14 protein-coding genes are annotated in these 18,538 nt (G+C 49.2%); 5 read left to right on the forward strand and 9 right to left on the reverse strand.

What is annotated here, in order from left to right; genetic code table 11:
- Positions 1-358 precede the first annotated feature (358 nt).
- The 6 genes from KDK19_RS05850 to KDK19_RS05875 form a co-directional block, all read right to left on the reverse strand.
- The gene (locus KDK19_RS05850) at positions 359-1,576 is read right to left on the reverse strand and encodes a type II secretion system F family protein (protein WP_257252904.1); all 1,218 of its coding nucleotides are present in this window, start codon (positions 1,574-1,576) and stop codon (positions 359-361) included.
- Positions 1,577-1,858: 282 nt separating this feature from the next.
- Positions 1,859-2,665, reverse strand: a complete 807-nt coding sequence (locus KDK19_RS05855) for a symmetrical bis(5'-nucleosyl)-tetraphosphatase (protein ID WP_257274467.1) — start codon at positions 2,663-2,665, stop codon at positions 1,859-1,861.
- Between the two features lie 348 nt (positions 2,666-3,013).
- A complete protein-coding gene (gene rsmA, locus KDK19_RS05860) occupies positions 3,014-3,820 on the reverse strand; it encodes a 16S rRNA (adenine(1518)-N(6)/adenine(1519)-N(6))-dimethyltransferase RsmA (RefSeq protein ID WP_257291540.1) in 807 nt (268 codons plus the stop codon).
- 63 nt (positions 3,821-3,883) lie between these two features.
- Complete coding sequence (gene pdxA, locus KDK19_RS05865) at positions 3,884-4,867, reverse strand: 4-hydroxythreonine-4-phosphate dehydrogenase PdxA (protein ID WP_257280494.1); 984 nt, start codon at positions 4,865-4,867, stop codon at positions 3,884-3,886.
- Between the two features lie 96 nt (positions 4,868-4,963).
- Positions 4,964-6,256, reverse strand: coding sequence for a peptidylprolyl isomerase (locus KDK19_RS05870; protein ID WP_257280495.1), 1,293 nt, complete (start codon positions 6,254-6,256; stop codon positions 4,964-4,966).
- Complete coding sequence (locus KDK19_RS05875; RefSeq protein WP_257291541.1) at positions 6,256-9,102, reverse strand: LPS-assembly protein LptD; 2,847 nt, start codon at positions 9,100-9,102, stop codon at positions 6,256-6,258. The genes KDK19_RS05870 and KDK19_RS05875 overlap by 1 nt, the downstream gene beginning before the upstream one ends.
- 726 nt (positions 9,103-9,828) lie before the next feature.
- Between KDK19_RS05875 and KDK19_RS05880 the strand changes: the two genes are divergently transcribed.
- From KDK19_RS05880 to djlA, 3 genes are read left to right on the forward strand one after another with little or no spacing between them, the layout of a single operon-like run.
- Entirely contained in the window at positions 9,829-10,866 is a 1,038-nt protein-coding gene (locus KDK19_RS05880; RefSeq protein WP_257280497.1) for a phosphotransferase, read from the forward strand.
- Positions 10,863-11,537, forward strand: a complete 675-nt coding sequence (gene murU / locus KDK19_RS05885; RefSeq protein WP_257280498.1) for an N-acetylmuramate alpha-1-phosphate uridylyltransferase MurU — start codon at positions 10,863-10,865, stop codon at positions 11,535-11,537. Before KDK19_RS05880 ends, murU begins: the two co-directional genes overlap by 4 nt.
- Positions 11,534-12,349 (forward strand): co-chaperone DjlA, encoded by an 816-nt coding sequence (djlA, locus tag KDK19_RS05890; RefSeq protein WP_257280499.1) that lies wholly within the window; start codon positions 11,534-11,536, stop codon positions 12,347-12,349. Before murU ends, djlA begins: the two co-directional genes overlap by 4 nt.
- Before the next feature lie 385 nt (positions 12,350-12,734).
- On the opposite strand, the gene fucP is transcribed toward djlA, so the two are convergent.
- Positions 12,735-14,033: an L-fucose:H+ symporter permease gene (gene fucP / locus KDK19_RS05895; RefSeq protein ID WP_257280500.1), complete on the reverse strand. Its 1,299-nt coding sequence runs from the start codon at positions 14,031-14,033 to the stop codon at positions 12,735-12,737.
- 417 nt (positions 14,034-14,450) lie between these two features.
- Positions 14,451-15,557 carry a cell division protein ZapE gene (gene zapE / locus KDK19_RS05900; RefSeq protein ID WP_306670744.1) on the reverse strand — a complete coding sequence of 369 codons (1,107 nt, stop codon included), beginning with the start codon at positions 15,555-15,557 and terminating at the stop codon, positions 14,451-14,453.
- Positions 15,558-15,841: 284 nt separating this feature from the next.
- Here zapE and KDK19_RS05905 point away from each other — a divergent pair, with 284 nt between their 5' ends.
- Positions 15,842-16,336, forward strand: a complete 495-nt coding sequence (locus KDK19_RS05905) for a YhcB family protein (RefSeq protein ID WP_257274589.1) — start codon at positions 15,842-15,844, stop codon at positions 16,334-16,336.
- Positions 16,337-16,405: 69 nt separating this feature from the next.
- On the opposite strand, the gene trxB is transcribed toward KDK19_RS05905, so the two are convergent.
- Positions 16,406-17,356, reverse strand: coding sequence for a thioredoxin-disulfide reductase (gene trxB, locus KDK19_RS05910; RefSeq protein WP_257280501.1), 951 nt, complete (start codon positions 17,354-17,356; stop codon positions 16,406-16,408).
- A gap of 201 nt (positions 17,357-17,557) precedes the next feature.
- Here trxB and cysZ point away from each other — a divergent pair, with 201 nt between their 5' ends.
- A complete protein-coding gene (gene cysZ / locus KDK19_RS05915; protein ID WP_257280502.1) occupies positions 17,558-18,286 on the forward strand; it encodes a sulfate transporter CysZ in 729 nt (242 codons plus the stop codon).
- The last annotated feature ends 252 nt before the right edge of the window (positions 18,287-18,538 follow it).

Consider the following 18,538-nt stretch of genomic DNA (forward strand, 5'->3'; position numbering starts at 1 on the left):
AGCATTGTGATTTAGCTGCATAAGTTGAGGCGACATCTACCTTGAAAGTTACCGCTTGTTGTTCAGCAAGGATAAGCAGCCCGTGCTGCAGGAAGTTGAACAAAAAACTAAAAAGTTTGAAGGGTAGACGTGCATTAAAACTATTGACAAGTACTCCTGATTTTCAGTGGACACAGAGTAAGTAACTTGCGGCCAAAATGCATTAAAACTGTTTTTATATGTCTGATTCCTGAATGTAGCTGGATAAAGCTGTTGACTGATAGCCCTATATAATAAGGGCTATAGAGGAATAAGCTATTTCCGTGTCGATAGTTTAATGCATGTGTCTGGAGTTTTAATACATGTTTACATCTGTTGGTTAGACCACAGACCCCAACTGGAAAATAGGCAAGTACATGGCAATGATAAGACCACCAACCAGTACGCCGAGAACCGACATGATCAAAGGTTCCATCAAGCTGGTCAGACCATCGACCATGTTGTCTACTTCGTCTTCGTAAAAAGTGGCGACCTTATCGAGCATTTCATCCAGAGCGCCGGATTCTTCACCAATAGCCACCATCTGAACCGCCATGGCCGGGAATATGCCAGAGTTTCTCATGGCGAACTGCAGCTGCTGACCGCTGGATACGTCTTCCTTTATGCGTTGGGTGGCATCGAAATAGACGACGTTACCAGCAGCCCCGGCAACCGAGTCAAGGGCATCCACCAGGGGTACACCGGCGGCAAAAGTCGTCGACAGGGTTCTGGCGAATCGGGCGACTGCTGATTTATCAAGAATGACACCGATCACGGGAATCTTAAGGGTGACCCGATCCATTCTGTCTCTGGTTGCTTTGGATTTTTGTAGCAGTTTTTTGAACATAAATCCAAAGGCAACGAGAGCGCCTATGGTCATATGCCATGAACTTTGGACCCATTCAGAAATGCCGATAACCAACTGGGTAAATGCGGGTAGCTCAGCCCCAAATCCCTGGAATACTTCCTCAAACTGGGGCACTACGTAGACCAGCAGAATGCCAGTCACAACCATAGCAACACCCACAACAGCGATGGGGTATTTCATCGCTTTCTTGATTTTGGCCTTAAGGGCTTCGGTTTTCTCTTTGTAGGTGGCGATTCTGTCCAGCAGTGACTCCAGAGAACCAGACTGCTCACCGGAAGCGACAAGATTACAGTAGAGGTCATCGAAATACAGTGGATGGTTTCTCAGAGCGTCGGCCAGAGTGGAACCGCCGGCAACATCATTCTTGATTTTGCCAATGAGATCTTTCATGGCAGGCTTTTCGATACCGTCAGAAGTAATATCAAACGCTTGAAGCAGGGGAACCCCCGCCTTCATCATGGTGGCTAGCTGGCGGGTAAACAGGGCAATATCCATGGGTTTGATCCTGCCGCCCTTGGTACCCAGTGACATACCCTTCTTTCTGACTTTTGTGGAGTTGATTCCCTGCTTGCGGAGCTCAGCTTTGACCAGTGCAATACTGCCGCTCTGGATTTCTCCTTTGACCTTCCGCCCACTCTTGTCTTTACCTTCCCAGACGAATGTGGCTGTTTTTGTTGGTTTTCGTGCCATATATAGCCAGTTCCGTAGCTTCTTTTATCATTCTTGTTGAGCCACTGCGATGCCAGGCAGTGGCATTATACCGCTCTTAACGGAGTCCGCTATTGGGGATTCATTATAGCGCTAATGGCTTTGTCGGCGAGTATTGTACGAGACCTTAGGGAAACTTAATACGAAGTGGAAGACAAAATCAGAAAAAGGTGACAAAAGTCCTGAGGATGAGTGGGTTTTTTGCACTGTAATCATGATCCTGTCGAGTTTGTCAGGTGTTTATGAATCCATTCATACATTGGTTTAGCAACAGTCCACTGAAGTGGTGCTGTAATCGTCGAGGTTCAGGGCGGTGAGACAGCGCCCCCAGACGCACCCGGTATCAAGGGCATGGATTTTTTTGCGCTGACTGTTGCCTTCCAGGGCAGCCCAGTGACCAAAAATAATGCGTTCTTTGTAGACGGGGCTATCAGGAAAATTATACCAAGCGGCGAATGTCTCAGTGGCAGATGCTGTCTTGTTGTCAAGATCAAGCCGACCGTATTGGTCACAAAAACGCATCTGTGTCAGATAAGCTGCGGTCAGTTTCAGTTTGGCTCGACGGGTATAAGCTTCTTCCATAGAGTTGATGGAATCTGATTTGAATAGAAACTGAAGAAACTCTTGATAGTTTTCTCCCTGAAGGGCTTTCTCAAGTTTGCTTGCATACAGGCAGGCCTGCTTCAGGGTCCAGATCGGAGGGATTCCAGCATGTACCATTGTGACTTTGCGTTTTTTATCATAGTGAATCAGTGGGCGGTGCCTTAGCCAGTCAATCAATGAGTCTCTGTCAGGAGCGCTGAGCAGTGGGGCTAATGTATCTTTCTTTTTGGATCGACGAACTCGTGCAGCAACCGCCAGCAAGTGCAGGTCATGGTTGCCCAATACAGCGGTACAATCGCTGCCGAGACTTTTCAGGTAGCGTAGCGTAGCCAGTGAGTCTGGGCCACGGTTTACCATATCCCCCGCTACCCACAACTGGTCACGGCCAGGCTTGAACTGAACTTTGTCAAGCAGATGTCTGAGAGGCTCGTAGCATCCCTGGATATCACCTACGGCGTACACGGTCATTAACAATAATCTCCTGAACCTTTAAACGTGTGATAGCCATTTATAGCAAAGGTCTTTGAAGGTTCGTGGTTTTAAGACTAAATCGGGAATGCTTGATTGAAATGCACAAAAGCTTTTTCTGATTCGCTGCCTGGCTCAGTAACAGTTTGTGACCGGCTTGGAGAAATATCCTTTTCTCCGTTGACCGGGTGGAGACTGCGTTCTCCACAGTGATGAAAACTGCATTTCCCTGCTAATAGTAGTAACTCAGTGGATAGCGAGCATGCAAGTCGTCTGGTCGTTTATCATGTAACGGCAGCTTTCTTACATTGGAAAAATTTTCATCCCCGAGGCTGACGAAAAATGATGTCAGTCGCTCATGGCAGCTGAATGCAGATAATTGGCGATAGCAACAAATTCTGGCAGAGTCACCGTTTCCGGACGACTCGCAGGGTCGATACCCAGCTCAGTCAGTTTATCGGCAGAGATTAGCTTTTTCAGAGTGTTTCGCATAGTTTTGCGGCGTTGCTGGAAAGCTTCCCGAACCACCCTTTCCAGCAGTTTTACGTCATCTGCCGGGTAAGGTAAATCTCTATGAGGCTCAAGCCGAACAATAGCTGAGTCAACTTTGGGGGCAGGTTTGAAACAGCCAGGGCCCACAACAAACAGGTTGTTCACCTTGCAGTAGTATTGAGCCATGATGCCCAGTCGCCCATAGTGCTTTTCACCGGGCTGGGCTGCAAGTCTTTCCACAACCTCTTTCTGTAACATGAAATACATGTCGCTGATCTGTCCCTGAAACTCTAGCAGGTGGAAAATCAGGGGAGTGGATATATTGTAGGGCAGGTTGCCTACCAGCCTCAGTGTTTCGCCTTCTCTAATAAGAGTGGAGAAATTGAACTTGAGTGCGTCTCCTTCGTGAATTCTGAACTCAGGATTCAGGCCAAATCTGAGCTTCAGGGTCGGGATAAGATCCCTGTCGAGTTCAACTACATCCAGCTGCCCGGCAGCGTCCAGCAGAAACTCGGTCAGTGCACCCTGACCCGGGCCAATTTCCACAATTCGGTCGCCTGCCCTTGGGTGTATGGAACGGATAATCCGTTGAATGACACCGTGATCGTGCAGAAAGTTCTGACCAAATCGTTTACGGGCCTTGTGGTAGGGAATTTCAGCCATGCTTTTGACAAACTTAACGAGCAATAGAGGGGGCGCTATGATAGCGGCAGACAACCCTTTTGGCTACCGAACCATATCGAGAGCATAACGAACAGCAGCAAACAGGCTTCCCGAATCGGCTTTTCCTGTGCTTGCCAGATCCAATGCTGTGCCATGATCAACAGAAGTGCGAATGATTGGAAGTCCCAGGGTAATGTTGACGGCATTGCCAAAACCTTTGTACTTCAGAACTGGCAGACCCTGATCATGATACATCGCCAGAATGGCGTCAGCAGTCTCAAGATATTTGGGGTTAAAGAGCGTGTCTGCAGGCAGAGGGCCTACCAGATTTATACCTTCACTGTTTAACTTCTCGAGTACTGGAATAATGGTTTCTATCTCTTCCATGCCAAGGTGACCCCCTTCTCCAGCATGGGGGTTAAGACCGCAGACCAGAATTCTGGGATTCTCGATCGCAAATTTTGTCACCATATCCCTGTGGAGAATTTTGATGACTCCTTCCAGAGAGGATCGCGTGATAGCAGATGAAACGTCCTTAAGTGGCAGGTGGGTGGTGGCCAGTGCGACCCTCAGGCCTTCTGTTGCCAGCATCATAACGACTTGTTGAGTGTTGGTTTTTTCGGCCAGAAATTCTGTATGACCACTGAAAGAAACGCCTGCATTATTGATCACTTCCTTGCTGATAGGAGCGGTGACCATGGCATCAAACAGGCCGCTCTGGCAGCCTTCGATGGCATAGCTCAACATTTCCAGAACGTAGGGGCTGTTGGCTTCATCCAGCTGACCGGCTGAGCAGGGTTTGGGTAAGGAGACTGGGGCAACGAGAAGTATTCCTTCTCTGACGGGTTCTTTTTCATCAGGGTTGAATAATTCAAAGGTAACATCCATGCCCAGACTGTCTGCACGTTCCGCCAAAAGCTCTGGGTCTGCAGCAACTACTATTTGTACTGGCGAAGTATAATAAGCCAGCTGAAGGCAGAGGTCGGGTCCGATACCTGCGGGCTCGCCTGAGGTAATGATCAGTCTGGGCAGTGTGTTGCTTGTCATAAGTCAGCCATGAACCAGGGAAAATACAATCCACGAGAGTCTATATAAAAGCAACGCCCCGGAAAACCGGGGCGTCAATTTTATCTGGGTTTCGACTCAGAGACGAATTTCAATGTAGCTCTGATCTCTGATTTCACGTAACCACACCTGAAGCTCTTCTTCAAACTTACGGTTGCCCAGTATTTCACGGACCTTGTTTCTGCGGACCCGGTCGCTGATATCTGAGTGACGTGTGCCCAGTACCTCCAGAACGTGCCAGCCGTAAGTGCTCTTGAAAGGTTCGCTGACTATTTTTTCGGGCGTCTCTTTCATGGCTTTCTGGAATTCCGGAACCAGAGATTTCGGAGAAACCCAGTTCAGATCCCCGCCATTCAGAGCTGAGCCAGTGTCGTCAGAGTAGGCCTTGGCCAGTTCAGCAAAATCCTCACCGTTTTCAATTCGGTCGAAGAGGTTTTTGGCCAGCATCTGTGCCTCAAGGTCGCTGCGAATCTCGTTGGGCTTGATCAGAATATGGCGAACGTGTATCTGATGCTCCATATGCTTCTCGTTACCGCGAGTGTCGATTAGCTTGAAGATGTGAAAACCACCAGGACTGCGGATCGGTGCAGATACTTCTCCGTCTCTCATCTTCAACGCCTGTTCAGCAAACAGGGTTGGCAGTTGATCAGCGGAGCGCCAGCCAAGGTCGCCACCGTTCAGAGCACTCTGGCCGCTGGAGTAGGTGAGCGCCATTTCGGCAAAGTTGGCACCTCTATCAAGCTGAATAGCAATATTGTTGGCCTTCTTTTCGGCTTCCCGCACCTGATCAGGTGATGGGTTATCCGGTGTGGCAATCATAATATGACCCAGACGATATTCAGTCTGCATGCTGGCCTGACCTTCCGGCGACTTGAGGAAATTATTCACTTCCTGCTCGCTGATCTGAATGCGTTCAGCAATCTGGCGCTGACGCACGCGGTTAATAACCATCTCGCGTCGGATTTCTTCCCGGGCATCGGCGTATGACAGGCCGTCTGATTCAAGATTTTTTCGGAACGCCTCAACGGTCATACCATTGCGCTTGGCGATTTTGCTGATAGCGTCATTTAACGTCCAGTCATCAACGCGGATTCCACCACGCTGACCCATCTGCAGTTGCAGGTTTTCAAGAATCAGCTGGTCAAGTACCTGCTTCTTGAGGATGTTGTCTGGTGGCATGGGGATACTTCGGCTGTTCAGCTGTCGCTGCACAGCTTCAATACGGTTGTTCAATTCGCTCTCCATTACCACGTCTTTGTCGACAATGGCAACAATGCGATCCAGTGGTACGGGCTTGGCGTTGGCCGTACCACCGACTGCTGCAAGGGCGCAGCAGGCGGCAAAGAATAGATTCTTCAATCCCGTCATCATTACTTCTCGTGAATCTCGTAACCTTGGATACCTTGCAAGTATTCCGTTCCGGAGCTACCGGTTATATTACCCAGTCCACGAAGGATGAACTGGAAGAAAACACCGCTCTTCGGATCAGGGTGGTCGATATTATCGTCTGTTTCGATCCATGAACGCCAGAAAAACCGAACCTGATAACAGCAACTGTTGTATTCGACACCCGCAAGGCTCTCAAGGTTCCTTTTGTTGGTTAAATCATATTGCCAGCGTCCCAAGCCTACCCAGTGGGTGGTCGAAGGAATCGGCCAGGCAAAAGACAGATCGGTTTGTTTCAGGTTGTTATCAGCAGTTTCAAAGATTGGATTGCCATTCTGGTCGGTGCCAATCTGAATATTTTGTCCATCTTTGTCTTGAACATACCGATCAACCTGATCCCTGAAACGGAAACCGAGGTTCAGAGTCTTACGCTGTTCAGGCTGCCAGCGATAGTAAAGACCATAGTTGTCCAGACGATTCTCGTTGGTATTCCAGGAGAAATCCTGCCTCAGGCTCATTGTGCGATTGAAATTGTAGATGAATTCCGATGCCAGGGGCGACGTTGGTTCGGTCAGTTCGTTCCTGAGCCTTGCATCGATAGCGTCAAGGTTTTCGTCTACATCCTCAGGTGGTTTGCCTGCCTGCCCGAGGTTGCTGGCGATGTATACCTCGCGATCTTTGAAGTAGACAATTTGACCGATACCAAAGCGCATTCTTTCAAAGCCGTCGTCTTCAATGAGACGGGTCGTTACACCCAGAGAGAGCTGGTTGGCATCGCCAATACGATCATAGCCACTGAAGCGGTTATCCAGCCACAGAGAACCGTAGGTGAAGCCCATGGCGGCTGTGTCAAAAATCGGGTTGTACTCCTGATTCTCGACATAAGGCACATAAAGATACTTGGCTCTGGGTTCCAGAGTGTGTGTAAAGTCGGTGCCGAACAAGTCGGTAAAGCGCTCAAAATAGAGGCCACCATCAAGACTAAAGGAGCCAGCACTGGTGTTTGGTGACTTTGTGAAGTCGCTATCGTTAAACGTTCGGTCAATGTAGGAGTTACGGAGATCTTCCATGACTTCCTGCTGGCTCAAATTATTCAGGCTGTAGTTTACACTCCGAACCTTCACTTCAGGTGTCAGGAAGCCCCACATTGTCTGCATTGGATAGCTGATACCCGCCTGTCCATAAGCCCGACCCCCTTCGGCTTTTTTGATACCAAAGCCCTCATCGTAAACGCTTTCTCTGATATCAGGGTCATCGAAGTCCGGGTGCTGAATTTCTCTCACAAAGCGCCAGTCTTCGGCCCGACTGAACTGAGTGTAATCCGCCAGATAATTAACCTGCAATGTTTCACCTGCCTGCCAGTTGCCGCTGAAGACCAGCTGTGGAAGCTTGTTATATGGGTCATCAGACGTCTGACTCATATTTTTGAACTGGTGAGCATTCAGGCTGAAGGTCCAGTTGTTGTAGGCATTGCCACCCAGATATCGGGTACCTGCCATCTGGTTCAGTGGACTGGAGCTGGACAGCTTTAAATGGGTGCCAAAGTCCTCGATGTAGTTTTTGTCACTGGCATCGGCATAGTCGAGTTCTGCCGTCCAGCGCTCAGAAAAACGCTGCTTATATCGCACACTGGCCAGCCAGCGCTCCTGATCGTAATAAGGATTTTCTTTTTCCAGCTTGTCCTTGTTAGTCAGGCCAGCAATACCAACTTCACCTTCACCGCTTTCATTCATGTAGCGGAATTCATTTTCTAGCAGCAGGCCTCGTTTGGAGATAATGCGAGGAGTAATGGTGGCGTCGTAATCAGGAGCAATATTCCAGTAATAGGGCAGGGTAAAGTCCAGGCCATTATCACTGTCAGAGGCTATTGTCGGGTAGAGAAAGCCGGATTGGCGGCGATCATCAATCGGGAAATACATGTAGGGCGTATAGAAAATCGGCAACCCTCCAACTCGGATAACAGCGTCACGTGCCGTACCATAACCAGTATTGCGATCCAGGGTGACATTCTTGCCTGTTAGCAGCCAGCTTTCATCACCGGGGCGGCAGGTGGTGTAGGAGGCATCTTCGAGAACCAGGGTAGAGTCCTCGTTCCGAATGATTTCTTTGGAACTCCCTCTGGCATGGGCCTCATGCATGGCGTAGCTGGCATTCTTGATGGTAGCCCGGCCAGTATCGAGCAGCATATCACCGTAATCACCGACCAACAGAGTACCGGGCTCACGATAAACCACGTTGCCTTCGAATTCGGCATGGTTGGTAGCGCGATTCATTCTCGCAGTATCGCTCTGGATTTGACGGTTGCCCTGTCTGATAGAAACGTTGCCGGTAAGAGTGCCTATGTCATTCTGGCCAAAAGAGGATTCATCGGACTCGGCAACGATAGGTGCTGTATCAGAGTTGCCCGTGAAGTTTTTACCGGGACGGGCAGGCTCTGAATAGTCACCTGTGCACCAGGGCGTTGCCTGATCCAGTGCTTTCTGTTCATTCTCGTTGAGCTGGGATTTGGGCACCCAGTCAAGCCTTTCCCGAAGGTTTGCGCGGCGATGGCCGGTAGCGACAGTCACCGTTTGACCGCTGGCTTTGTTTCGGGCGGATTGGGTGACTGGCGGGGCAATGGGGCGAGAAGCCCGATTCATCACACCTGGCTTTATTGGCTCGGCGGAACACTGCCAGCCGGCACCATCAGAGCTGGCTTTACAGTTCCACTGATCATTAGGCGACAGGGTGGATTCGCCATAAACCCGGGCGGCCGGTTGGCTGGCAAGCAGCACAGTAGCAATCGCCAGTGTTAATGTCGCTGGTTTGAAAGGTAGAGGGTATTTCTCCATGAGATCAATTATCCCGTGCCGTTCTTATTACCACGGTTTGACGCTTTTTTTCACAACTCCAAATTAAGTCGGGTCGGGAGAAAGCGTTAGACCATGGTCGATGGCTGTTTAAATCTGCTCTGGCATGCGCACAGAGAACCTTGTTACACATCCTGCTGTCGGAGGCAGCATTTTCTACTAATAAGGACATCTGTACAGCAGTGGTTCGGGCCTTATGTGTGGTTGTCATGATCGCCAGCTGTTCCGAAAACATGAAGGTTCAGATCACAAGCCTGCCTGAGACCGGCAGACCTCTGAAAATCGTAGAGCGAACATCTGCTTTTTGCCATGAGCGAGTGTCCGGCTGAGTGTTTCAGGAAGACGGTGATTTCGGTTCATGGTGTTGCAGTGGAGGATAATACCTGAATTCCCTCTGAATAGTGTGCTAAATGGCGCTTCTTTTGTTTTTTTACCTTCCGCCTGAAGACTCGGCATTCCATAGCTTGTTCACAATTTGTTACTGAGCCTGATTGTTCACGCAGTGAACAATCAGTGGGGTCCGTTATATTACCCTTACTAGTCTGTGTTACTCTGTCTTTCAGTGCAATACATTTCAACACTTTGATGTTAAACCTTCCGTCGTTCAGCCCGAATATTGCATAGATAGCCATGATTAAAAGGTATATGAGCAAGTGACTCTATGAGTCTGAAGGTGACCGCTCAATCAACACAGGATATGTAAAGCAAGTGACACCCTCTCCTAACGACCGCCTTCAGCAATTGAAACAATGGGCGTATAAGGCTTTAACACCGGGTCAGGCGTTACTCGACCGGGACGGCCAGATGAGTCCTGTGGGTGGTGATGCCGGCTTCAGGAATTATTATCGACTTCAGGTTCCTGAAGGTACATTGCTGGCAGTGGATGCCCCGCCAGAAACTGAAGATTCCCATGCTTTTGTCTCAATTGCTGGTTTGCTCAAGGCCCAGGGCGTTTGTGTGCCGGATGTGCACTCAGTCGATTATCAGTCAGGCTTTATGTTGGTGGATGACTTCGGCGATACTCTGTTGCTTCAGGCCCTGAACGACAATACTGTTGATGAGCTTTATGGCAAAGCTCTGGATGTTATTCTGCAAATCCAGAAGTGCGAGCCTGATGCTCTGCCTCCTTACAGTCGTGAGCTGTTGATGACAGAGCTGGACATCTACTCCCATTGGTTTTTGAAAGAACTGCTGAGGCTGGAGGTCGAAAGTCGCTCCAACAATCAGCTTGACCGGCTGTTTGAACTGCTTACCGAGGCAGCACTGCAACAACCTAAAGGGGTTGTTCATCGTGACTTTCATTCCAGAAACCTGATGGTGCTTTCCGAAGGAAAACTCGGGGTCATTGATTTTCAGGGAGCCCTCCACGGCCCAATATTGTATGACGCTGTTTCTTTGTTGAAAGATTGTTATATCAGCTGGCCGAGGCACAAGGTGGAGAGTTGGTTGAGGTTGTTTATCAAGTCTCACCCCCGGCTGAAGGAAGTGAGCTTTGAAACCTGCCTCAAATGGTTTGACTGGATAGGACTGCAGCGACATCTCAAGTGTCTCGGAATATTCTCCCGGCTTTGGCTCAGGGATAACAAGCCCCGGTACCTGCGGGAGATTCCAGCGACCTTTGCCTATGTTCTGGATGTCTGTGAACGTTACGAAGAGCTGGCTTATCATGCCAAATGGCTCAGGCAGTCTGTGGCACCGATTCTTGATGATTGCATTGCATCTACACGGAAAGAGACTGAACAATGAAAGCAATGATTCTGGCTGCCGGCCTGGGAACGAGGCTGAGACCACTGACTTTGGAAAAACCCAAGCCACTGGTAGAAGTGGGCGGTAAACCCCTGATAGTACATCATCTGGAAAACCTTTCAGAGGCTGGCTTCAAAGATATAGTGATCAATCATGCCTGGCTGGGAGAAAAACTGGTTGCAGCCTTGGGTAATGGCAGTCATTGGGGGCTGAATATTGAATATTCAGCGGAACCTGAGCCTCTGGAAACCGGTGGTGGTGTTTTCAAGGCGCTGCGTCTTTTGGGTGATGATCCTTTCTTTTTGGTCAATGGTGATGTCTATACCGACTATGCTTTCCAGTCTCTGCCAGATTCACCCAGAGGTCTGGCTCATCTGGTACTGGTGGATAATCCTGACTTCAAGGAAACCGGAGACTTTGCCCTGGATAGTCATGGGCGGGTTCAGGCGGACGGTCAAAACAAGCTGACTTTCAGTGGATTGAGTGTGTTGTCACCAGAACTCTTTGCACATTGTAAATCCGGGGCTTTCAAGCTGGCACCTCTGTTGATTGATGCGATGGCCTCGGGCAAAGTTACGGGCGAACATTATTGCGGACTCTGGACCGATGTCGGCACAGTGGAACGTTTGCAGAGTCTGGAAGAACATTTAAATCAGAGCAGGGCAACATGACAGCAATTCTGATCGGTGTATTCATCGGTTTTGTGTTTGGAGGGCATTTCGGAGCGCTATTTGGTGGCATACTGGGCGCCTGGATAAACCGGAATTACATTAATCCCAATCAACAGGGGGGCGGGCCCCGTGGGTCTTTCAATCGTCAGAGGGCTCAGAGTGCGTTCTTCCAGGCCACTTTTCTGGTGATGGGCAAGCTGGCCAAGGCTGACGGGCGAGTCAGTGAGGATGAGATTGAAATGGCATCAGCCATTATGAATCAGATGCGCCTGTCACCGGATCAACGTGAGGCCGCGATCAATCTCTTTAATCAGGGTAAACAGCCTTCGGCAGATATCAGTGCAGCTCTGGCTGAGTTTCGCAGGGTCGCTGGCTCGAGTACCTTGCTTCCCCTGTTTCTTGAAATTCAGCTGCAGGCAGCCTACGCCGATGGCAGCCTGACACAGGCTGAGAGAGCTGTATTCAAGCAGTTATGTGATCAACTGGGTATCAGCCAAATCAGTTTTGAGCTGCTTCATAAAAGGTTTCAGGCTCAGAGAGCTTATTATCATGCCGGAGGCCGGCAAGGGGGGGGCTGGGCGCGTCCGGATAGTGGGCAAACCCTTTCCAAGGCTTATGAAGTGCTGGGTGTTGAGTCTTCCGCAACGGACAGTGAAGTGAAAAGAGCCTATCGGAAGCTGATGAGTCAGCACCATCCTGACAAGCTTGTGGCCAAAGGTTTGCCGGAAGAAATGATGGAAGTCGCCAAGCAGAGAACTCAGGAAATTCAGGCGGCCTACGATCAGATTCGGGAGCACCGGAAGAATAAATAATCCTGGTGCATTTTGTTGGGAACTTTCCCGAGATGGATTAGACTAATATTGCTCTTAACCGCAGAAAATGGAATGCCTGTAGCATTGGAAGGGACGCCTTCCCTCTCACAGGAGATTCTTCCGTGTATACGGTCAGACAGCGCTTCATATACTGGCACATTCCAGCCACAACCCGAATCACATTGAAAAGAGAGCAAGGAGAAGTCTACTGCTTCTATCCAGTCAAACGGGTGAAAAAGTTACAGAGTGCTGTGAGGTATATTATTCGTCAGATTCATGAACCTGCTGCAAAAACGATACGGGATCGCAGGGTAGTTCTTTGCTAAGTTTGAACAAACTGGCAGGTGCAGCAATGCCGACCTGCCAGAAGGTTTTCATCATGAAATCAGGCTTTGCTCCCCTTAAGGCCAAACCATGTCAGGTAAGTAAATCCGATCAATGGAATAATAAAGGCCAAACTAATTTCTGTCATATCTGAAATCCACCCCATCATTGCGGTGAGCACAGCGCCACCAAGAATGGCCATAATCAGGCAGCTGCCGCCTAGCTGAGTGTCTTTGCCCAGGCCATTCACAGAAAGGCCATAAATGGTAGGGAACATCAACGACATGCAGCCAGAGATAACCACCAGAGCATAAATACCAGCATAGCCATCGCTCATCATTACAACGACAGTCATAACAGCCGCGACCGTGGCAAGCCCCCCCAGCAACTTCGCAGGTTCGATGTAGCGCATTAGAGAGGTACAAAGGAAGCGGCTGCTACTGAATAAGAGGATTGAATAAAGGTAATAGGTCGAAGCTTCTGCCTCGTTACCTCCAATATTATTCATGACATAACGGATCGTCCATGACCAGCAGCCAATTTGTGCTCCCATGTAAAGAAACTGACCAAGTACCCCGCGGACAAATACTTTCTTTCTAAAGAGGCGAGCAAAGGATTTTGAATAGCTGTATGCTTCAGAGGCATCCACCGCTTTTGGCATTCTACAAAGCACTATAGAGAGCCAGACTCCCAGAATGACGGCAGCCGTCATTATGTATGGCACCATAACAGCCATTAATTCCTGGGACTGGATAGCTTTCAGCTGCGTAGTCGCCATGGCACCGCGCTCCGCGTCTGAAGCCGGATTCAGCTGGCTCAGGATATAGAATTTCCCGATCAGGACTCCGGCAACTGAACCTAAAGGATTGAAGGACTGGGCAAGGTTCAATCTCTGGGTGGCGGTGTCCTGTGGTCCCATAGAAATAATGTATGGGTTGGCACTGGTTTCCAGGATGGATAGCCCGCCAGCCAATACAAACAGAGCTGCCAGAAAGTGGGAATACTGCATAGTCTGGCTGGCGGGATAAAACAGCAATGCACCGAACGCAAACAGACCCAGCCCAAGCAGTACACCGGATTTGTAAGAAAACTTTTTAATGTAGACAGCAGCAGGAAGAGCCAGGCAGAAGTAAGCACCGTAGAAAGCCATCTGAACAAGACTGGATTGAGCATCGTTTAAGATGAAGACCTTACGGAACTGGGCAATGAGTACATCGGTCATGTTATGTGCCAGTCCCCATAAGGCAAAACAACTGGTTATCATTACAAAAGGAACCAGTAACTTTTTTGGCACAAAGGGTGATTTTTTTCTGGTAGTCGATTTGCTATCGATAGACTGGGTTGTAGATAATTCACTCACTACATGTCTTCCCCTGGATGATATAAATCAAGCCTTAACCCAACAATAAGTAATCAATATCCACGGACACCCCGGGCCGCTTTTCGGGGAGCAGGCAGTGACACCTGTCAAAAGCTCGCACAATGCACCTGTGAAAAGCACCCGTAAAAAAGGTGGACAACTGACGTATTGCTATATCGGATTAAATTTACGAAATCCCTCATGCCATAGCTGTCCTGTCATGAACGCATTCCAATTGCCATAGAGGAGAGCATGAATGGCTGCCTGCAAAACGTTGCCTCAGTAGGTTTTCCGATGAGTTTCCGGGAGGGAGTATAGTTTGGTTGCTCAGTTATGCATGGCAGTTTTGCCTGAATTGTATTCAGGCTCAAAATACGTGACTCTGGGAACTGGCTCGTTTGAGCCCAACCCTGTGTTTTATGACAGGATTGGGTCGTGAGGTTGTGACAGGTATTCTCTGGATTGCATCTCTTGTAGACGACTGATGGTGCGCTGGAACTCAAAGTTCAGCTTGCCGGAGGTGTAAAGTTCTGATAGGGGAGATTCGGCGGTCAGGATGAGTTTAACGTTGCGGTCATAGAACTCGTCCACCAGATTGATAAAGCGCCTGGCCTGATCGTCTTTCTTTTCGCCCATTTGTGGTACATTTTCCAGAATGACTGTCTGGTAAAGACAGGCCAGTTCTATGTAGTCGTTCTGGCTTCTTGGACCATCACAGAGTGTCGCGAAACTGAACCAGCCTATGTCTTCGCAGGTGCGCTTGCTGTTGATCAATCTGCCCGCTATCTCAATGATCTCGGCTTCCCGGCAGTGGCTGATATCCGGTGCCAGGTCATTGAATGTTTTCTGCAGATGTCGATCGGCTTCCGTTCCTAATGGACTGTGGTAAGTGTCTGCTTTTTCCAGGAGGCGGAGGCGATAGTCCGTGCCGCCATCAACGTTGACCACCAGAGTATGCTCCTTTATCTGAGCAATGGCTGGCAGGAAACGGATTCTTTGCAAACCGTCTTTGTAGAGCTCATCGGGTACCACGTTGGAAGTGGCTACCAGTGTAATGCCTCTCTGAAAGAGTTGCTCAAAGAGACCACCTAAAAGCATGGCGTCGGTGATGTCAGAGACAAAAAACTCGTCAAAGCAGATTACCCGGGTTTCAGCAGCCAGTATTTCTGCCACTTTATCCAGAGGGTTCTTTTCTCCGGACAGATTTTTCAATTCACCATGAACCCATCGCATGAAGTGGTGGAAGTGCATGCGCTTTTTCTCGGGGAACGGCAGGCAGTCGTAAAAGGTGTCCATCAGATAGGTTTTACCCCGGCCAACGCCTCCCCAGAAATAGAGTCCACGAGCGGTGTGGGTTTCTTTGTCGGCAAAAGGGTTGATGCGTTTGAGCAGAGAGGTGCGGGGAGTGACAGCCGTCAGTTGATCAAAAAGACGCTGGAGATGCTGAACCGCTGCTTCCTGAGCCGGGTCATGGCTGAAGCTGTCTTTCTTTAAGTCCTGCTGGTAACGAGATTCCGGGGTCATGCTGGTCATTCAGTTGTTATTTCACTCTATCCATCGTTGACGGGGTTCGTATCAATAGTTGATGAAACAGTAAAGGCTCACCCCTATATCGGCTGGCATGCGATGTACTCTCTTTATTACAAAAGGCTGGAATAAAGGAGCACAATGTAACCTTCCTGCTTTAGCAGGACAAGGTATGTTTTGGCATCCGGATGTTACACAACCGCTCTATACTTTGCGCATAAAAGATTATAACTTTGACATCAATAAGGGACGTGAAATGTTCCACCCAATGAGGCGATGCTGTGGAAAATGTGAATGTACTTTGGTTTGTAGGCAGTTTGGCATTTTTAGCGGGAATAGTCGGTGGTGTACTTTTGTACCATTTACTGGCAGGCCCTCGTTCAGATCGAGGCAAAATGGAAGCTCAGCTGGTAGAGCTGGAGGCTGAATTTAAACAGTACCAAGATAGCGTGGCCGATCATTTTAATACAACGGCGCACCTGATCAACAAACTGACGGACAGTTATAAAGATGTCCACGAGCATATGGCTAACGGAGCCGAATCACTGTGTGACGATGACAATGTCAAGAACAAGCTCAGTGATTCTCTGATCAGCAGCACTGCCTTGCTGTCGGGGCAGATTCCAAAGCGCCGTAGCGAGCGTCCAAAGCCGTTGGAGCAACCGCTGGACTACGCACCTAAGACAACCGCTTCGGATGAGAAAGGCACCTTGTCTGAAGACTTCAGGATAACATCTGAAGCCCAAGAGGCGGTGAGTAGTCAGAAAGCTTCTTGACCCTTTGATCGCTCTGAAAATTTTTGAAAGCCCTGCAACAGAGGCTGTCTCAATAGCTGGGCAGTTTGGTCAGGACAGAGAGTCCAGATATTTTTCTGCGTCCAGAGCCGCCATGCAGCCGGTGCCGGCGGAAGTAATAGCCTGACGGTAAACATGATCCATAACGTCACCCGCAGCAAATACACCTTCTTTAGAAGTCAGTGTCGCATTGCCTTCCGGGCCGCCGTTGACCTTGATGTAGCCGTCTTTCATTTCCAGCTGACCTTCAAAGATACCGGTGTTCGGTGTGTGACCGATGGCAATAAAACAGCCTTCGGCGCTGATTTCACGAAGCTCGCCTGTGTTTACATTCCTGATGCGAACGCCAGTCACGCCCATGTCGTCACCCAGTACCTCATCCAGAGTAGAGTCGAGAGCCAGTTCCATGTTGCCGTTTTCTGCACGCTCCATCATCTTGTCCAGCAGAATTTTTTCTGCACGGAAACCCTGACGACGGTGAATCAGAGTGACTTTTTTAGCAATGTTAGAAAGATAGAGAGCTTCCTCAACAGCGGTGTTACCGCCACCCACAACCACTACGTCCTTGTTTTTGTAGAAGAATCCATCACAGGTAGCACAGGCGGATACGCCCTTGCCCTTGAAGGCTTCTTCGCTGTTCAGACCCAGGTAACGGGCGCTGGCACCGGTGCTGATAATCAGGGCGTCACAGGTGTAAGTATCGGTGCCTTTCAGGGTGTAAGGTTTCCTGCTCAGATCGACCTCTTCGATATGATCAAATATGATTTCGGTACCAAAGCGTTCTGCATGAACGCGCATGTCTTCCATCAGGCCGGGGCCTTGAAGACCTTCGGGGCCTCCTGGCCAGTTGTCCACGTCTGTAGTGGTGGTCAACTGCCCGCCCTGTTGCATACCAGTGATCATAACCGGCTTCAGGTTTGCCCGGGCAGCGTACACTGCAGCAGTGTATCCTGCAGGACCGGAACCCAAAATCAGTAGCGGGACGTGCTTGGCTTCACTCACATTTTACTCCTTGAACGGGAATGTCTGTCAGAGACAGAAAAAATCTCTGATAGTAAGGGATTCATAATTCGTTAAACTGGGTGAATAATAACGGCTTGCGCTGACGAGAACCAGAATCTCTTCAGCGATCGGTTTGTATTTACTATCAAGCTGACTATCTGTCGTCAGCTGGTGTGCAACATCAATAATAGGAATTTTGCTATGCCAACGCCTGTGCCGGGAAGTGGACTCGGCTATTTTTTCAAGGGTATATCCTATCTTCCAGATCCGGCTATCCGCTGGTATGTATTGATTCCACTGACCGTTAATATTCTGGTGTTCAGCTTTCTGATCTATCTCGGTCTTGAGCAAATGAGTGTGCTGATGGAGTCGTTGCTTAACTGGCTGCCCAGCTGGCTATCTTTCCTTGAATTTTTGCTCTGGCCACTTTTATTTCTGGCCATGTTGGGTGTCGTCTTCTTTACCTTTACCATCGTCGGGAATTTTATTGCATCACCCTTCAATGGCCTTCTTGCCGAGAAAGTTCAGAACCTTCATGGTAAGTCAGACCTGCCCGAATACGAGTTGAAAGACTGGCTGACCCTGTTGCCCAGAGCCATAGGTCGGGAGATCAGAAAGCTGATCTACTACCTGCCCAAGGCTGTGATTCTTTTGATTTTGTCCTTTATCCCTGTGGTGAATCTGATCACTCCTGTGCTCTGGTTTATGTTCAATAGCTGGATGATGTCGATCCAATACTGTGACTATGCTGCAGACAATAGAGGAGTGTCGTTTAATGACATGCTGGATCGTCTAAAGCAGGATCGAAATTATGTCTGGGGCTTTGGTGCAACCGTCACGCTGGTTATGCTGATTCCCTTTATTAATTTACTGATCATGCCGGCTGCTGTCGTGGGTTCCACGATGCTTTGGGAAGATCGGATTGAGTAGTACACTTTCTGCCTGAATTTTTGCAAACCACCCGAAGGGCGACGACCTGAACCTGTCAAATTCAGGCAGACGTTGCGTCAGCGATCTATCGGGCTGAAGAAGCAGGTGTTAGGCTTAGGCCGGTTTTTCGACTTTTAGGCTTGGAGGTCAATTAATGAACTGTCTTTTCTGCAGTATAGTGGCAGGGGAAATTCCCGTCGATAAAGTCTACGAGCCATGGAAATTATTGATCAACTGGAACCTGTCAAGCGC

This window comes from Endozoicomonas sp. ONNA1 (assembly GCF_024606325.1).
In the GTDB taxonomy this organism is placed as follows: domain Bacteria; phylum Pseudomonadota; class Gammaproteobacteria; order Pseudomonadales; family Endozoicomonadaceae; genus Endozoicomonas_A.